At 65.1% G+C, this 13,743-nt stretch carries 13 protein-coding genes; 11 read left to right on the forward strand and 2 right to left on the reverse strand.

Annotation, left to right across the window (positions count from 1 at the left end):
* Nucleotides 1–5 precede the first annotated feature (5 nt).
* The 9 genes from O3299_RS20200 (at nt 6) to gabD (ending at nt 9,371) form a co-directional block, all read left to right on the forward strand.
* A complete protein-coding gene (locus tag O3299_RS20200; protein ID WP_305053689.1) occupies nt 6–1,205 on the forward strand; it encodes a DNA-binding transcriptional regulator in 1,200 nt (399 codons plus the stop codon).
* The gene (locus O3299_RS20205; protein WP_305063076.1) at nt 1,202–1,969 is read left to right on the forward strand and encodes a hypothetical protein; all 768 of its coding nucleotides are present in this window, start codon (nt 1,202–1,204) and stop codon (nt 1,967–1,969) included. The genes O3299_RS20200 and O3299_RS20205 overlap by 4 nt, the downstream gene beginning before the upstream one ends.
* An 84-nt stretch (nt 1,970–2,053) precedes the next feature.
* Complete coding sequence (locus O3299_RS20210; protein ID WP_305053691.1) at nt 2,054–3,067, forward strand: 2-dehydro-3-deoxygalactonokinase; 1,014 nt, start codon at nt 2,054–2,056, stop codon at nt 3,065–3,067.
* Nucleotides 3,064–4,794 carry an L-arabinonate dehydratase gene (araD, locus tag O3299_RS20215; RefSeq protein ID WP_305053692.1) on the forward strand — a complete coding sequence of 577 codons (1,731 nt, stop codon included), beginning with the start codon at nt 3,064–3,066 and terminating at the stop codon, nt 4,792–4,794. The genes O3299_RS20210 and araD overlap by 4 nt, the downstream gene beginning before the upstream one ends.
* Nucleotides 4,795–4,937: 143 nt before the next feature.
* Nucleotides 4,938–5,831, forward strand: a complete 894-nt coding sequence (locus O3299_RS20220; protein WP_305053693.1) for an SMP-30/gluconolactonase/LRE family protein — start codon at nt 4,938–4,940, stop codon at nt 5,829–5,831.
* Between the two features lie 13 nt (nt 5,832–5,844).
* Nucleotides 5,845–6,498, forward strand: a complete 654-nt coding sequence (locus tag O3299_RS20225) for a bifunctional 2-keto-4-hydroxyglutarate aldolase/2-keto-3-deoxy-6-phosphogluconate aldolase (RefSeq protein WP_099665924.1) — start codon at nt 5,845–5,847, stop codon at nt 6,496–6,498.
* A 64-nt stretch (nt 6,499–6,562) separates the two neighbouring features.
* Nucleotides 6,563–6,985 carry a CoA-binding protein gene (locus tag O3299_RS20230; protein WP_305053694.1) on the forward strand — a complete coding sequence of 141 codons (423 nt, stop codon included), beginning with the start codon at nt 6,563–6,565 and terminating at the stop codon, nt 6,983–6,985.
* Nucleotides 6,982–7,824, forward strand: a complete 843-nt coding sequence (locus O3299_RS20235) for a PPK2 family polyphosphate kinase (protein WP_305053695.1) — start codon at nt 6,982–6,984, stop codon at nt 7,822–7,824. Before O3299_RS20230 ends, O3299_RS20235 begins: the two co-directional genes overlap by 4 nt.
* 92 nt (nt 7,825–7,916) lie before the next feature.
* Nucleotides 7,917–9,371 (forward strand): NADP-dependent succinate-semialdehyde dehydrogenase, encoded by a 1,455-nt coding sequence (gene gabD / locus O3299_RS20240; protein ID WP_305053696.1) that lies wholly within the window; start codon nt 7,917–7,919, stop codon nt 9,369–9,371.
* A gap of 158 nt (nt 9,372–9,529) precedes the next feature.
* Here the strand turns inward: gabD and O3299_RS20245 are convergent, their stop codons facing one another.
* Nucleotides 9,530–10,657, reverse strand: coding sequence for a poly(3-hydroxybutyrate) depolymerase (locus O3299_RS20245; protein WP_305053697.1), 1,128 nt, complete (start codon nt 10,655–10,657; stop codon nt 9,530–9,532).
* Nucleotides 10,658–10,837: 180 nt separating this feature from the next.
* Between O3299_RS20245 and O3299_RS20250 the strand changes: the two genes are divergently transcribed.
* Both O3299_RS20250 and O3299_RS20255 read left to right on the forward strand, forming a co-directional pair.
* The gene (locus O3299_RS20250; protein WP_289912542.1) at nt 10,838–11,431 is read left to right on the forward strand and encodes a glutathione peroxidase; all 594 of its coding nucleotides are present in this window, start codon (nt 10,838–10,840) and stop codon (nt 11,429–11,431) included.
* Nucleotides 11,432–11,546: 115 nt separating this feature from the next.
* Nucleotides 11,547–11,909 carry a DUF1428 domain-containing protein gene (locus O3299_RS20255; protein ID WP_251349549.1) on the forward strand — a complete coding sequence of 121 codons (363 nt, stop codon included), beginning with the start codon at nt 11,547–11,549 and terminating at the stop codon, nt 11,907–11,909.
* Here O3299_RS20255 and pabB read toward each other — a convergent pair.
* Entirely contained in the window at nt 11,902–13,740 is a 1,839-nt protein-coding gene (pabB, locus tag O3299_RS20260; RefSeq protein WP_305053698.1) for an aminodeoxychorismate synthase component I, read from the reverse strand. The two genes, O3299_RS20255 and pabB, sit on opposite strands and share 8 nt — an antisense overlap.
* Between the last annotated feature and the right edge of the window lie 3 nt (nt 13,741–13,743).

The raw sequence follows: 13,743 nt of genomic DNA on the forward strand, positions 1-13,743 counted from the left end.
ACACCATGAAGATGCCGACCGCGCACCGGATTGCGCTGCTGTTTAACGGGAATAAAATCTATGACCGCGACATCATCGCGGGCATCGCCGCCTACCTGAACACCACGCGCGTGTCGTGGGACCTGTTCCTGGAAGAGGATTTTCGTTGCCGCCTGCCGGGCATCGAACGCTGGCAGGGCGACGGCATCATCGCCGATTTCGACGATCCCGCCGTCTGCGCGGCGCTGGCGCACAGCCGCCTGCCGGTGGTGGCCGTGGGCGGCTCGTATGCGCGCGCGGAGGATTACCCGGCCGTCATTCCGTACGTGGCGACCGATAATTTCAAGATCGTCAAGCTGGCCTATGAACATCTGGTGGAAGCGGGATTGAGCCGCTTTGCCTGTTTCAGCCTGCCCGAGGCCGATGTCAACCGCTGGGCGCAGGAGCGCGAAACGGCGTTTTGCACCTTGATGGAGCGCGACCACATGCATGCCGACGTGTACCGGGGCGTCGCCACCAGCGCGCCGTCATGGGACGAAGCGGTGGAGCAGCAGATCGCCTGGCTCAACAGCCTGGAAAAACCCGTCGGCATCATCGCCGTCAGCGACGCACGCGCGCGCCAGCTGCTGCAAGCCTGCATGCACGCGGGCATCGCCGTGCCGGAGCAGGTCGCCCTGATCGGCATCGACAACGACCCGCTGGCGCGCATGCTCACGCGCATTCCCTTGAGTTCCGTGATCCAGGGCACGGAGGAAATGGGCCGCACGGCGGCGCATCTGCTGCACCAGATGCTCAACGGCGCGCGCCTGTCCGGCACGCGCATCCTGGTGCCGCCGGCCGGCCTGAACGTGCTTGCTTCCACGCGCCACCAGCCCTTCCAGCATCCGCAGGTGATGCAGGCGCGCCACTTCATTCGCCAGTACGCCTGCCAGGGCATCAAGACGGAGCAGGTGGCCGATTACGTGGGCGTGTCGCGCTCTTCGCTCGAAGCGCACTTCCGCCACGAGCTGGGGCGCAGCGTGCACGATGAGATTCTGCATTTCAAGCTCGACGCGGCCAAGACCCTGCTGGCGCGCGGGCCGGGGCAGGTGGCCGAGGTGGCCGTGCGTTGCGGTTTTACCACGGTGCAGTACATGCATGCCGTCTTCAAGCGCGAACTCGGTTGCACGCCGCGCGAATTCCAGCAGCGCAGCCGGCCGCCGCCAGCCCCCGGGCAGGCGCCATGATGCATCTGCTGCGCAACGCGCGCGGCATGCGCGTGGCCATCGATACGCACGATGCCAGCGTGCGGGCCTGGTGGGCGCCCGACCGCTATGGCCGGCTGGCCGATGTACTGGGCGCGGCGCCCCCAGCGGCGCGATCCTCCACGGGCTGGCAGTGCGCATCGCCCGACGATGGCCACTTGCAGTTGCAGCTGGCGCAAGACGGCCTGTCGGTGCGCCTGAGCTACCGGTTTGATGACGACGGCAGCCTGCACCTCGACTGTGTCGCCACATCCGATACCGTTTCCCGTTTTGCGCTTGCCGCGCCTCGCTTCAATCTGCAGGGCCACCATGCCAGCGTGGGCGACCATGTGCTGCGCCTGGCTGCCGACCGCTATTGGCCTGGCGGTGGCACGGGCGGTTCTCCGCACGATGTGGCGGGCAGCGCCTTCGACTTCCGCCAGCCGGCGCCGCTCGCTTCGCGCCTGGCCTGGCCCGCGCTGGCCCACTTGCCGGGATTCCGGCATGACTTTTACTGGACGGGCAGCGGCCAGCTGCGCGAGGCGGCGCGGGTTGTCGACCCCGCGTCCGGCCGGGTCTTGCGTTTTTCCAGCACCCAGGACGGCTGCCATCTGTATTCCGATGCGCGCTGTTTTTCCCTGCTGGCGCAGGGTGTGGACATGCAGCCGGGACAGGCGATGCGTTTCAAGCTCGCCTACCGTTTGGGCGTGCAGGATATCGACGCGTTTGACATATCCGAACCGGTATCAATGATGTCAAATAAGTGATTGGTCAGATATGCGGGGCAGTTCTACCATGGGGTAGTTTTTCCCTCATTTATTTTTGTCCTGACCGACGCTGCGAACCTGCCCATGAACATACTCACCATCGATGCCGGCACCACCAATACGCGTACCTTGCTGTGGCGCGCGGGCGCCGTCGTCGCCCAGGCGCAGCTGGAAACGGGCGTGCGCAATACCGCCATCGATGGCCATAACGGCGCGCTGAAACAGGCGCTGCGCGACACCATCGCCTGCGTGCTGGCCAGCGCGGGCATCGCGCCGTCCGAGGTGGACCTGGCGCTGGCGTCGGGCATGATCACCTCGCCCATGGGCGTGCGGGAAGTGCCGCATTTGCCGGCGCCCGCCGGCCTGGCCCAGCTGGCGCAAGGCATGCAGGCGGTGGACTTGCCCGACGTGCTGGCGCAGCCCCTGTGGCTGATTCCCGGCGTGCGCAACCAGCATGGCGCCGTCGGCCTGCATAACGTCGAGGCGATGGACATGATGCGCGGCGAAGAGACGGAAGTCGTCGCGCTGCTCGAGCGCCTGCAATTGCGGGGCGCGGCAACCCTGATCATGCCCGGCTCGCATACCAAACTGATCAGCGTGGACGAGCAGCGCCGCATCCTCGGCTGCAGCACCACCATCGCGGGCGAACTGTTGCAGGCGATCACGCAGCACACCCTGATCAAGCAATCGGTCGATGGCGGTTTTGCGCAGACCCTGGTGCCGAAAATGCTGCTGGCCGGCGCGGCGGCGGCGCAAAAAACGGGGCTGGCGCGCGCCTGCTTCAGCGTGCGCACCCTGGGCCAGTTCAGCTCCATCGAATGCAACGAGCGGGCCAATTTCCTGATGGGCGCCGTCCTCAGTGGCGACTTGCTGGCGCTGCGCAACAGCACCGCCATCCAGATGCGGCCCGATACCCCGCTCGTCATTACCGGCAAGCCCATGCTGCGCCAGGCGCTCGGGCTGCTGATCGAAGAACACGGATTTTTTTATGGCAAGCGCGTCATCGTCGACGACCAGCAGCAAGCCAATCTGGCCGGTCACGGTGCGCTGCTGATCGCCGCCGCGCGCGGCTTGATTTCCCCGCAGGAGACAGTATGAGTGACAACAAGAACAAGCGTCCCTTGCGTTCGCAAGCGTGGTTTGGCGGCGACGACAAGGACAGTTTCATTCACCGCAGCTGGATGAAGAACCAGGGCTATCCCAGCGACGCCTTCGATGGCCGTCCCGTCATCGGCATCTGCAATACCTGGTCCGAACTGACCCCCTGCAATGGACATTTCCGCGACCTGGCCGAGATGGTCAAGCGCGGCGTGCTCGAAGCGGGCGGTTTTCCCGTCGAATTCCCCGTGATGTCGCTGGGCGAGACGAACCTGCGCCCGACGGCCATGCTGTTCCGTAACCTGGCCAGCATGGATGTCGAGGAATCGATCCGCGCCAACCCGATCGACGGCGTGGTGCTGCTGACGGGCTGCGACAAGACCACTCCGGCCCTGCTGATGGGCGCGGCCAGCGTGGACTTGCCGACCATCGTGCTGTCGGGTGGTCCCATGTTGAACGGTAACTACCGCGGCAAACCGATCGGCTCCGGCACCGACGTGTGGAAGTTTTCCGAAGACGTGCGCGCCGGGCGCATGACCTCAAACGAATTCAAGCAGGCCGAATCGTGCATGTCGCGCTCCGCCGGCCACTGCATGACCATGGGCACGGCTTCCACCATGGCCAGCATGGTCGAGGCGCTGGGCGTGACCCTGCCCGGCAACGCGGCCATTCCCGCCGTCGATGCGCGCCGCAAGCTGCAGGCACAGCTGACGGGCCGGCGCATCGTCGACATGGTGCATGAAGACCTGAAACTGTCGCAGATCCTCACGCGCGAAGCGTTTGAAAACGCCATCATGGTCAACGGCGCCATCGGCGGCTCGACCAATGCCGTGATCCACCTGCTGGCCATCGCCGGGCGCATCGGCGTGGACATGCGCCTGGGCGACTGGGACCGCCTGGGGCGCGACATTCCCTGCCTGCTGAACCTGATGCCGTCGGGCCAGTACCTGATGGAAGATTTTTATTATGCGGGCGGCCTGCCGGTGATCATCCGCGACTTGCTGGGCAAATTGCATGGCGAGGCGCTCACCGTCACGGGCGCCAGCATGGCCGTCAACGTGGCCGAAGCGGAAAATTTCAATCCCGAGGTGATCACACCGCTGGCGCAGCCATTCAAGGACGAGGGCGGCATCGCCGTCCTGCATGGCAACCTGGCCCCGCGCGGCGCCGTCATCAAGCCTTCCGCCGCTTCGCCGGAACTGATGCAGCACCGTGGCCGCGCCGTCGTCTTCAACAGCATCGAGCACTATAAAAAGCGCGTCGACGATCCCGCCCTCGATATCGATGCCAGCTGCGTGATGGTGCTGCAAAATTGCGGCCCGCAGGGATATCCGGGCATGGCCGAAGTGGGCAATATGGGCTTGCCGAAAAAACTGCTGGAGCAGGGCGTGCGCGACATGGTGCGCATCTCGGACGCGCGCATGAGCGGCACGGCCTACGGTACGGTGGTGTTGCACGTGGCGCCGGAAGCGGCCGTGGGCGGGCCGCTGGCCCTGGTGCGCGATGGCGACATGATTGAACTCGACGTGGCGGGACGGCGCCTGCACTTGGACGTCGACGAGGCCGAGCTGGCGCGCCGGCGGGCGGAATGGAGCGCGCCGCCACCGGCCATGAAGGGCGGCTACCAGTCGATGTACATCAAGCACGTGACGCAGGCCGATGAAGGCGCGGACCTCGACTTCCTCGTCGGTTGCCGAGGCTCGGCGGTTCCGCGCGAATCACATTGATAGCGCACGATCAAACCTGCTGCGCGTCGTCATTTGCGGCCTCGATGCTCACTGTGCTCAAGCACAGTTGCGCGTCTCGGGCACAACTGACTTCCGCTCGCGACGGTTTTATCATGCGTTATACATTAGTTAAAGGAAAAATGATGGGGACACAGGCCCAATTACTGGTCGATGCGCAGAATTTTCTCGGCGAGGGCGTGCGCTGGTGCGAACGCAGCGGCCGCGTTTTCTGGACGAATATCGAAGGCTGCCAGCTGCATGCGCTGGTGCTGGCCACAGGCGAGCGCCAGACGTGGGCCATGCCGGAGCGCCTGGCGTGCTTCGCGCTGACGGACAGCGACGATGTGCTGCTGCTGGGACTGGCTTCGCGCCTGGCCTGGTTTGACGCGCGCAGCGGGGCCGTCACGCCCTTGCACACGGTGGAGGGGGACTTGCCCATGACGCGCCTGAACGATGGCCGCTGCGACCGCCAGGGACGCTTTGTCTTCGGCACGCTCGATGAGCGCCCGTGCCGCGATGCCGTCGCCAGCTTCTACCGCCTCAACCTGGACCTGACCCTGGAGCGCCTGCCGCTGCCGCAGATCGCCATCTCGAACAGCATCTGCTTCAGCGTCGATGGCACGGCCATGTACTTCTGCGACTCGATGAAGAAGGCGATCTACCGCTGGGACGATTATCTGGGGGGCGATGCCAGCCGGGTGCGCGTGTTTGCCGTGCTCGATCCGGGCCCCGGCGCCGCCGATGGCGCCACCGTCGATGCGGATGACTACCTGTGGAGCGCGCAATGGGGCGCCGGCAGGGTCTTGCGCTTCGCGCCGGACGGCAGCGTCGAGCGCAAGATCAGCCTGCCCGTCTCGCAGCCCAGCTGCGTGAGCCTGGGCGGCCCGCGCTACGACGAATTGTTCGTCACGACGGCGCAGGAGAGCTTGAGCCCGGCCCAGCTGGCGAGCGAACCGCTGGCCGGGGGATTGTTTCATGCGCGTCAGGTGGGCGTGCGCGGTTTGCCGGAAGTGCGCTTTGGCGCCCTGCCGGCCTGACAGGAGAGAGCAAATGCAGAAGCACACGGTTTTCGAGGGCATTATCGAACGGGGTATGGTCGGCATCGTGCGCGCCTCTTCGGCGCAGGCGGCCGTGCAGATTGCCGAGGCGTGCATTGCCGGCGGCATCACGGCGCTGGAAGTGGCGTTCACCACGCCCGATACCCTGGGCGTGCTGCGCACCCTGCGCGAACGCCATGGCCATGACGTGCTGCTGGGCGCGGGCACGGTGCTCGATACGGAGACGGCACGCGCCGCCATCCTGGCCGGCGCCCAGTTCATCATCTCGCCTGGCGTGAACGTGGAGACCATCACGCTGTGTCAGCGCTACCAGGTGCTGTCTATGCCGGGGGCGATGACGCCGACGGAGATAGTCACGGCCCTGCAGGCGGGCGCCGACATCGTCAAGGTCTTCCCTGCCGAGATGTTCGGTCCCGCCTACATCAAGGCCCTGCGCGCGCCCCTGCCGCAAGCGCCGTTGATGCCGACGGGCGGCGTGACGGTGGAGAACCTGCATGCATGGTTTGCCAGCGGCGCCGTGGCCGTAGGCATCGGCAGCAGTCTGAGTGGTCCGGGCGCCACGGGAGACTACGCGGCCGTGACGGCGCGCGCGCAGGCCTTCGTGGCGAAGATGGCGGCCGTGCGGACGGCTAAGTCTTCTGGCTAGCTCCCACCGGGACGGGAATCTGCTACGCTAAGGGGGCAATGTCGCACGCCTCATAGACCAGAATATGTCCAACATCGCCCGCATCCTGCAAGACAGCCGCATCATCGCCATCGTCGGCATGTCCGATAAGCCCGAACGCGCCAGCCATGAAGTGGCAGATTACCTGCTGCGGCATGGCTATCGCGTGTTGCCCGTCAATCCGGCCCTCGCCGGACGCGATGTGCTGGGGCAGCGCGCTTACGCCACCCTGACGCAGGCCGCGGCGGCTGTCGCGCCGGCGCGCATCGACATCGTCGACTGCTTCCGCAAGTCAGAAGATATTCTGCCCATCGCCGAGGAAGCCATCGCCGTCAAGGCCGGCTGCCTGTGGCTGCAACTTGACGTCATCAACGAGCAGGCGGCGCAACTGGCGCGGGCGGCGGGCCTGGATGTGGTGATGGACCATTGCACAAAAATCGAGCACCGTAAGCTGGCGGTGGCGGCATGAAGGCGCGCACGCAGTTCCGTGCCGGGAAGGACTTCGACCTGAACGAGGATTTCGCCGGCAAGCGCCTGCTGGGCGCCGCCAGCAAGGCGGCGAACAAGAAGCTGACGGCGGCCCAGTGCAAGGCCCTGGACCGCGAGGAAACCGTGGCCCTGACGGCGCAGATCGCCGAGTGCCAGAGCATGCTGTACGCGCAGCACAAAAAGAAGGTGCTGCTGGTCTTGCAGGGCATGGATACGTCGGGCAAGGATGGCACGGTCAAGGCCATCTTCAGCAATATCAACCCGATGGGCATCCGCGCCGTGGCGTTCAAGGGACCCACCGATATCGAACTGGCGCACGATTACCTGTGGCGCGTGCACCAGCATGTGCCCGTGAAAGGCGAGATCGCCATCTTCAACCGCAGCCATTACGAGGATGTGCTGATCACGCGCGTGCAGGACATGATCGACAAGGCCGAATGCCAGCGCCGCTATGCGCAGATCCGCGATTTCGAGCGCATGCTGAGCGAAACGGGCACCGTCATCCTGAAGGTCTTCCTGCATATCTCGAAGGACGAGCAACGGGGACGGCTGCAGGAGCGGCTCGACGATCCCGACCGTCAGTGGAAGTTCGATCCCAACGATATCGCCCAGCGCAAGAAGTGGGATGGCTACCAGCGCGCCTATGAAACGGCGATCCGCGAGACGGATGCCGACCACGCGCCGTGGTACGTGGTGCCATCGAACTCCAAGACGCAGCGCAACCTGGTGGTCGCATCCCTGCTGCTGGAAACCCTGCAGGGCATGAAACTGGAATACCCGGCGCCGGACCCGAAACTGTCGTCTTTCAAGGTCGAGTAGAGCTTGGGGCAGTTCAGCGCCGCGCCTGCGAAATCTGCCGCGCTGTGGCATAGTATCCCTCGTCGATAATTCAAACCAGACCGGAGATCCATATGCTGCAGTTGAAAGATCCTACCTTGTTGCGTCACCAGGCTTACGTGAATGGAGCCTGGGTCGATGCCGATGGTGGCCAGACGATTAATGTGAGCAATCCCGCCACGGGCGAGCATATCGGCACGGTGCCCCTGATGGGCGCCGCCGAGACGCGCCGCGCCATCGAGGCGGCCAATGCCGCCTGGCCTGCCTGGCGCAAGAAGACGGCCAAGGAGCGCGCGGCCGTGCTGCGCCGCTGGCATGACCTGATCCTGGAAAACGCCGACGATCTGGCGCTGATCATGACCACCGAGCAGGGCAAGCCCTTGCCGGAAGCGAAGGGTGAAGTGCAGTTCGGCGCCTCGTTCATCGAGTGGTTTGCCGAAGAGGGCAAGCGCGTTGCGGGCGATACCCTGCAGTCGCCGTGGCCGGACCGCCGCCTGGTCATCACCAAGGAGCCGATCGGCGTATGCGCCGCCATCACGCCGTGGAACTTCCCCGCTGCCATGATCACCCGCAAAGTCGGCCCGGCCCTGGCCGCCGGCTGCCCGATGGTCCTGAAACCGGCAGAAGCCACGCCGTTTTCCGCGCTGGCGCTGGCAGTGCTGGCCGAGCGCGCTGGCGTGCCTGCGGGCGTGTTCAGCATCGTCACGGGTGCGCCGAAAGACATCGGCGGCGAAATGACGTCGAACCCGATCGTGCGCAAGCTGACGTTTACGGGTTCGACCCAGGTGGGCCGCCTGCTGGCGGAACAGTGCGCGCCAACGATCAAGAAACTGTCGCTGGAACTGGGCGGCAATGCGCCGTTCATCGTCTTCGACGACGCGGACCTGGATGCGGCCGTGGAAGGCGCCATCGCCTCGAAATACCGCAATGCGGGCCAGACCTGCGTGTGCGCCAACCGCCTGTACGTGCAGGACAGCGTGTATGACGCGTTTGCCGACAAGCTGGTGGCCGCCGTGGCCAAGCTGAAGGTGGGCAATGGCATCGAGGCGGGCGTCACGCAAGGTCCGCTGATCGACGCCAAGGCCGTCGCCAAGGTGGAAGAACACGTGGCCGACGCGCTGGGCAAGGGCGGCCGCGTGCTCGCTGGCGGCAAGCGCCACGCGCTGGGCAACGGCTTCTTCGAACCGACCATCATCGCCGACGTGACGAACGACATGCGCGTGGCCACCGAGGAAACCTTCGGCCCGCTGGCGCCCCTGTTCCGCTTCAAGACGGACGATGAAGTGATTGCCCTGGCCAACAACACGGAATTCGGCCTGGCTGCCTACTTCTATTCGCGCGACATCGGCCGCATCTGGCGCGTGGCCGAAGGCCTGGAAACGGGCATGGTCGGCGTCAACACGGGCCTGATCTCGAACGAGATCGCCCCCTTCGGCGGCGTCAAGCAATCGGGCCTGGGCCGTGAAGGGTCGACCTACGGTATCGAAGACTATCTGGTCATCAAGTACATCTGCATGGGCGGTATCTAGGATGCTTGATTAAATCTACTGCGCGGCGCGCTTTCCGGCCTACGATGCGCGCTGCCTCGGCGGCCCCGTACTCAGTACAGCTGCGCTTCTTAGCCAGCTGGGGGCGCCGAGCCTCGTTGCCGCTCGCTACGATTTTTTTTAAGCATCCGTGACGTCCGTTATCGACGGCTGTTGCGAGCCGATCCTAACCTGTCCAGCATGCCCTTGACCGCTTCCATCTGCGTGCCGCTCTTGCGGTAGAAATCCGGGTCGATCGGATTGATGCTGGTGTAGCCCCAGAAATCCCAGCAGCCTTTCGGGTTGTACGGGTAGACGGGGCTCGGTTCGGCCTGCGGATACAGCACGATGATCTTGTTGGCGTCCGCCACCTGGTTGTAGCCGGTGCTGGTATAGAAACGGTCGCCGATGGCTTGCGTCGTTTGCAAGCAGCCGTGGAAGACCACGTGCACGCGGCAGCTTTCGTTGTCGCAGGCTTTCGGGATGTAGGCGTAGCCCGTGTTGTTCATGCTCGAGTATGCGTTCTGGATGAAGCTGCGCTGGTTGAAGGCGATCAACTTGCCCGTCAGCGTGGTCGACGCGGGCTGCAGGTCCGGATACAGGTGCTGCAGGATGTCGCGCGCCTGCACGAAGTCGCAGTCATTGATGAAGGGCGACGCCGTTACATCGCAAGCCTTGTCCTGATTGTTGTCCGTGATGATGGCATGGCCTGCGCCGACATTGTCGACGAAGCGGATCTGCTCGGCCGGCGTGCCCGCCAGCGCATAGAATTTCCCCACCTGTTCCACTACCGGCCGCGTCACGGTCTGGTCTTTCGTTCCGCTGAACAGATACACGCGCTGGCGTTTCAGGTTGGCCGTGTCGTCGATGAGGCGGGCGCGCGCGAAGTCGTTCGCCGCGCGCAGCAATTCGCTGGCGACAGGCGGCGCCACCTGCGCGCTGCCCGGATTCATGCAGGTGGTCAGGGCATTCGTCAGGTAGGGGATGTAGGGGAAGCGGCCCGGCTGGCCCGAGCAGAAATACGGGCCCCCCGCGATGATGCCGGCGCCGGCCACCGTGGCCGAGTAGGCGACGGCAAACTGCGCCGCCATGAAGCCGCCCGAGGACAGGCCGGACACGGTGGTCTGGCTCAGGTCAGCCTGGTAGCCGGGCAGGGCGGGGGCGTCCCTGGTCGCGGCGGGCTTGGCCGCTTTGGCGGCCGTGGCGGCGAGCGTGTCGCCTGGCGCCAGGGTGAGCAGGCTGGCGGCCAGCAGGGCGGTGGGTAATGCGGTCAGGTGCGGGAAGGGCATGGCGACTCCACAAGGCAAGAAATGGGATAGGAAGGCCGAGCATAGGTAAAAAAACTGTGCGATGGGCAAGTACTGCACTATCGTTGATGTCGCTCAAGCAATTGCTGTTCTTGTGGCCCTCATGCGCGCGCGCGGCGTTTGACATAGAATGGTTTTTTCCGTTCAACCATGGTGCCCTTCATGTCCAAGACTCTTGCCCAGCTGTTTGCGCTCACCACCCTTGCCGCCGGCGCCAGCCTGGCCATGCCGGCCCATGCCGCCGAAACCGCTACAGCTGCCGTCGCGCCGGCCGCCTGCCCCGCGATTCTCAAGCAGACCTTCAACCGCCTGCAGGATGAAGCGCCGCAAAACCTGTGCCAGTACGCGGGCAAGGTGGTGCTGGTGGTCAATACGGCAAGTTATTGTGGTTTTACCAATCAATATGAAGGGCTCGAGGCGCTGTACGCCAAGTACGGCAGCAAGGGCCTGGTGGTGCTGGGCTTCCCGTCGAACGATTTCGGCAAGCAGGAGCCGGGCAACAGCAAGGAAATCGCCGATTTCTGCTACAACACCTATGGCGTGAAGTTTCCCATGTTCGCCAAATCGGTGGTCTCCGGCCCCGCGCCGAATCCGCTGTATGTGGACTTGATCAAGCAGACGGGCAAGACCCCGGCCTGGAACTTCCACAAATACCTGATCGACCGTCACGGTAAAGTGGTGGAAAGCTTCCCCAGCAAGGTGACGCCGGACGACAAGAAACTGGTGGGCGCGGTGGAAAAAGCGCTGGCGCTGTAAGTTGCCGACACGCAAGCAGGCTTGATCGCCTGCTTTTTTTTAATGCCGCGCTTGTCGTCTTGCCATCATTGTCCTAAGCTGGTTGTTCGCGTTTGTCACAACCAAGGAGAACATCATGGCGTATGTCGATGGATTTGTGGTGCCCGTACCGAAAGCCAAGCTCGAAGCCTACCTGGCCATGTCGCGCAGTTGCGGCGCCATCTGGCGCGAGTACGGCGCGCTGGAATTTCGCGAATGCGTGGGCGATGACGTCAAGCCAGGCAAGCTGACGTCGTTCCCGCAGGCGGTGGACTTGCAGGATGGCGAAGTGGTGGTGTTTTCCTGGATCGTGTATGCGTCGCGCGCCAAGCGCGATGAAATCAACGACAAGGTCATGAAAGACCCGCGCCTGGCCGAGATGATGGATCCGGCCAAGCTGCCGTTCGATGGCAAGCGGATGATTTATGGTGGTTACGAGATGCAGGTAGATATCAGGTAACCAGCTGCGCCGGTATCGCCCCGCGCAGCGCGTTGCACACGACAACCGCTTCGGCCTGCGCCAGCATGGCCCGCGTGATGATGGTTTCCTGCGCGTCCCAGGCGGGATCGGCCAGCATGGCGGCGCGTTGTACGCCGGGCAGCAGGCCGCAGGACAGGGGCGGCGTATGCCAGCGGCCATCGAGGCGGACGAAGACATTGCTGCGCCCGCCTTCCGTCAGTTCGCCCCGTTCGTTAAAGAACAGCATGTCGAAGCTGCCTCGCGCCTCGGCCGCGCGCCAGGCCGCGTCGTAGCGTGCGCGCACGCTGCTCTTGTGACGCAGGAACAGGTCGCCGGCAGTCGTGGCGTCAGGCGCCAGCAGGATGGTTACCATGTCCGGCAGGGCGGTGAGCGCACTGCTTTGCGTCGTGAACTGGCCATCCTGGCGCAGCGCCAGACGCAGGCGGAAGGGCGCGTCGTCGGGGCGCGCCGCGCAGGCCGCCTGCAGCGCGGCCTGCGCGGCACTCTCACTCCAGGCAAAACCGAAATAGGCGCAGGAGGCGGCCAGGCGCGCCAGGTGGCGCTCTTGCTGGCGACAGCCGCCGGTGCGGCTGGCGTGCAGGGTCTCGAACAGTTCGAAGTCATTGGCCAGCCCCGTCAGGAAGCGGGCCTTGAGCTGGCACTCCGCAAATTCCTCGTGCGGGTCGCTGTCGAGCACGATGCCGGCACCCACGCCCATCTCGCCGCGCCGGATGCTGTCAGGGCCAGCCGGCTGCAAGGCCAGGGTGCGGATCGGCACGGACATGCAAAAGTCGCCCACCGCGTGGGTAGCGCCGGCGGCGGGAGGGTCGAACCAGCCGATGGCGCCCGTATAGATGCCGCGCGGCGCCGGCTCCAGCTCGGCGATGATTTCCATGGTGCGGCGTTTCGGCGCGCCCGTGATCGAGCCGCACGGGTACAAGGCCAGGAAGACGTCGGCCAGGCTGGCGTCGTCACGCAGGCGCGCCTGCACGGTGGAGGTCATTTGCAGCACGCTGCTGTAGCGCGTCACCTCGAACAGTGCCGGCACCTTGACGGAGCCGGTGACGGCGATGCGGCCGATGTCGTTGCGCAGCAGGTCGACGATCATCAGGTTTTCCGCGCGGTTCTTCGGGTCATTGGCCAGGGCGCTGGCGCGGCGCATATTTTCTGCCGTTTGGTCGGCAGGGGCGGCAGGCGCCGTGCCTTTCATGGGGCGCGCCATCAGCTCGCCCTGTGCATGGCGCACGAACAGCTCCGGCGACAGCGACAGCAGGGCGCCGCCATCGGGCAGCATCACCAGCGCGCCGTAGGGCACGGGCTGACGCGCGCGCAGCCGCGCATACAGAGCCAGGGGCGAGCCGAAGGCGTCGAAGCGCAAGCGATACGTGTAGTTGACCTGATAGGTGTCGCCGGCCACGATGTAGTCGTGGATGCGGTCAAGCGCGCGCGTGAATTCGGCTTGGTCGACATTCGCGCGGATATCGGCCACGCCGGCCGGCGCTGCGTCGGCGTGGACACGCACGTCCAGCCATTGCGCCACCTCGTCCTGTGAAAGCTGCGTGCAATGGTCGAAGACAAGCACTTGCGCCAGCGGCGGCGCGTTGATGCCTGCCGCGCGCGGCGGCATGGCCAGCAAATGCGCCCCCAGCTCGTAGCTGCATACGCTGACGGCGTACTGGCCGCGATGTAAGGCGTCTTGCAGGCCTTCCAGCAGCTCGGGCCAGGCCTGCCCCTCGGTGCACTGCAAGACCGCCGCCAGGCCCGTGTACAGGCGCGAACCGGCGCCTGGGGTGCTGGCGTCGTCGAGCAGGGCGAAACAGTCGGTATGCATGGG

The organism is Janthinobacterium sp. SUN176 (genome assembly GCF_030587335.1).
Taxonomy (GTDB): domain Bacteria; phylum Pseudomonadota; class Gammaproteobacteria; order Burkholderiales; family Burkholderiaceae_D; genus Janthinobacterium; species Janthinobacterium kumbetense.

Excerpts from the sequence above, each read along its gene's own strand:
- O3299_RS20200 (WP_305053689.1), top strand. The coding sequence starts at position 6 with ATGAAGATGCCGACCGCGCACCGGATTGCGCTGCTGTTTAACGGGAAT.
- O3299_RS20205 (WP_305063076.1), top strand. The coding sequence starts at position 1,202 with ATGATGCATCTGCTGCGCAACGCGCGCGGCATGCGCGTGGCCATCGAT.
- O3299_RS20210 (WP_305053691.1), top strand. The coding sequence starts at position 2,054 with ATGAACATACTCACCATCGATGCCGGCACCACCAATACGCGTACCTTG.
- araD (WP_305053692.1), top strand. The coding sequence starts at position 3,064 with ATGAGTGACAACAAGAACAAGCGTCCCTTGCGTTCGCAAGCGTGGTTT.
- O3299_RS20220 (WP_305053693.1), top strand. The coding sequence starts at position 4,938 with ATGGGGACACAGGCCCAATTACTGGTCGATGCGCAGAATTTTCTCGGC.
- O3299_RS20225 (WP_099665924.1), top strand. The coding sequence starts at position 5,845 with ATGCAGAAGCACACGGTTTTCGAGGGCATTATCGAACGGGGTATGGTC.
- O3299_RS20230 (WP_305053694.1), top strand. The coding sequence starts at position 6,563 with ATGTCCAACATCGCCCGCATCCTGCAAGACAGCCGCATCATCGCCATC.
- O3299_RS20235 (WP_305053695.1), top strand. The coding sequence starts at position 6,982 with ATGAAGGCGCGCACGCAGTTCCGTGCCGGGAAGGACTTCGACCTGAAC.
- gabD (WP_305053696.1), top strand. The coding sequence starts at position 7,917 with ATGCTGCAGTTGAAAGATCCTACCTTGTTGCGTCACCAGGCTTACGTG.
- O3299_RS20245 (WP_305053697.1), bottom strand. The coding sequence starts at position 10,657 with ATGCCCTTCCCGCACCTGACCGCATTACCCACCGCCCTGCTGGCCGCC.
- O3299_RS20250 (WP_289912542.1), top strand. The coding sequence starts at position 10,838 with ATGTCCAAGACTCTTGCCCAGCTGTTTGCGCTCACCACCCTTGCCGCC.
- O3299_RS20255 (WP_251349549.1), top strand. The coding sequence starts at position 11,547 with ATGGCGTATGTCGATGGATTTGTGGTGCCCGTACCGAAAGCCAAGCTC.
- pabB (WP_305053698.1), bottom strand. The coding sequence starts at position 13,740 with ATGCATACCGACTGTTTCGCCCTGCTCGACGACGCCAGCACCCCAGGC.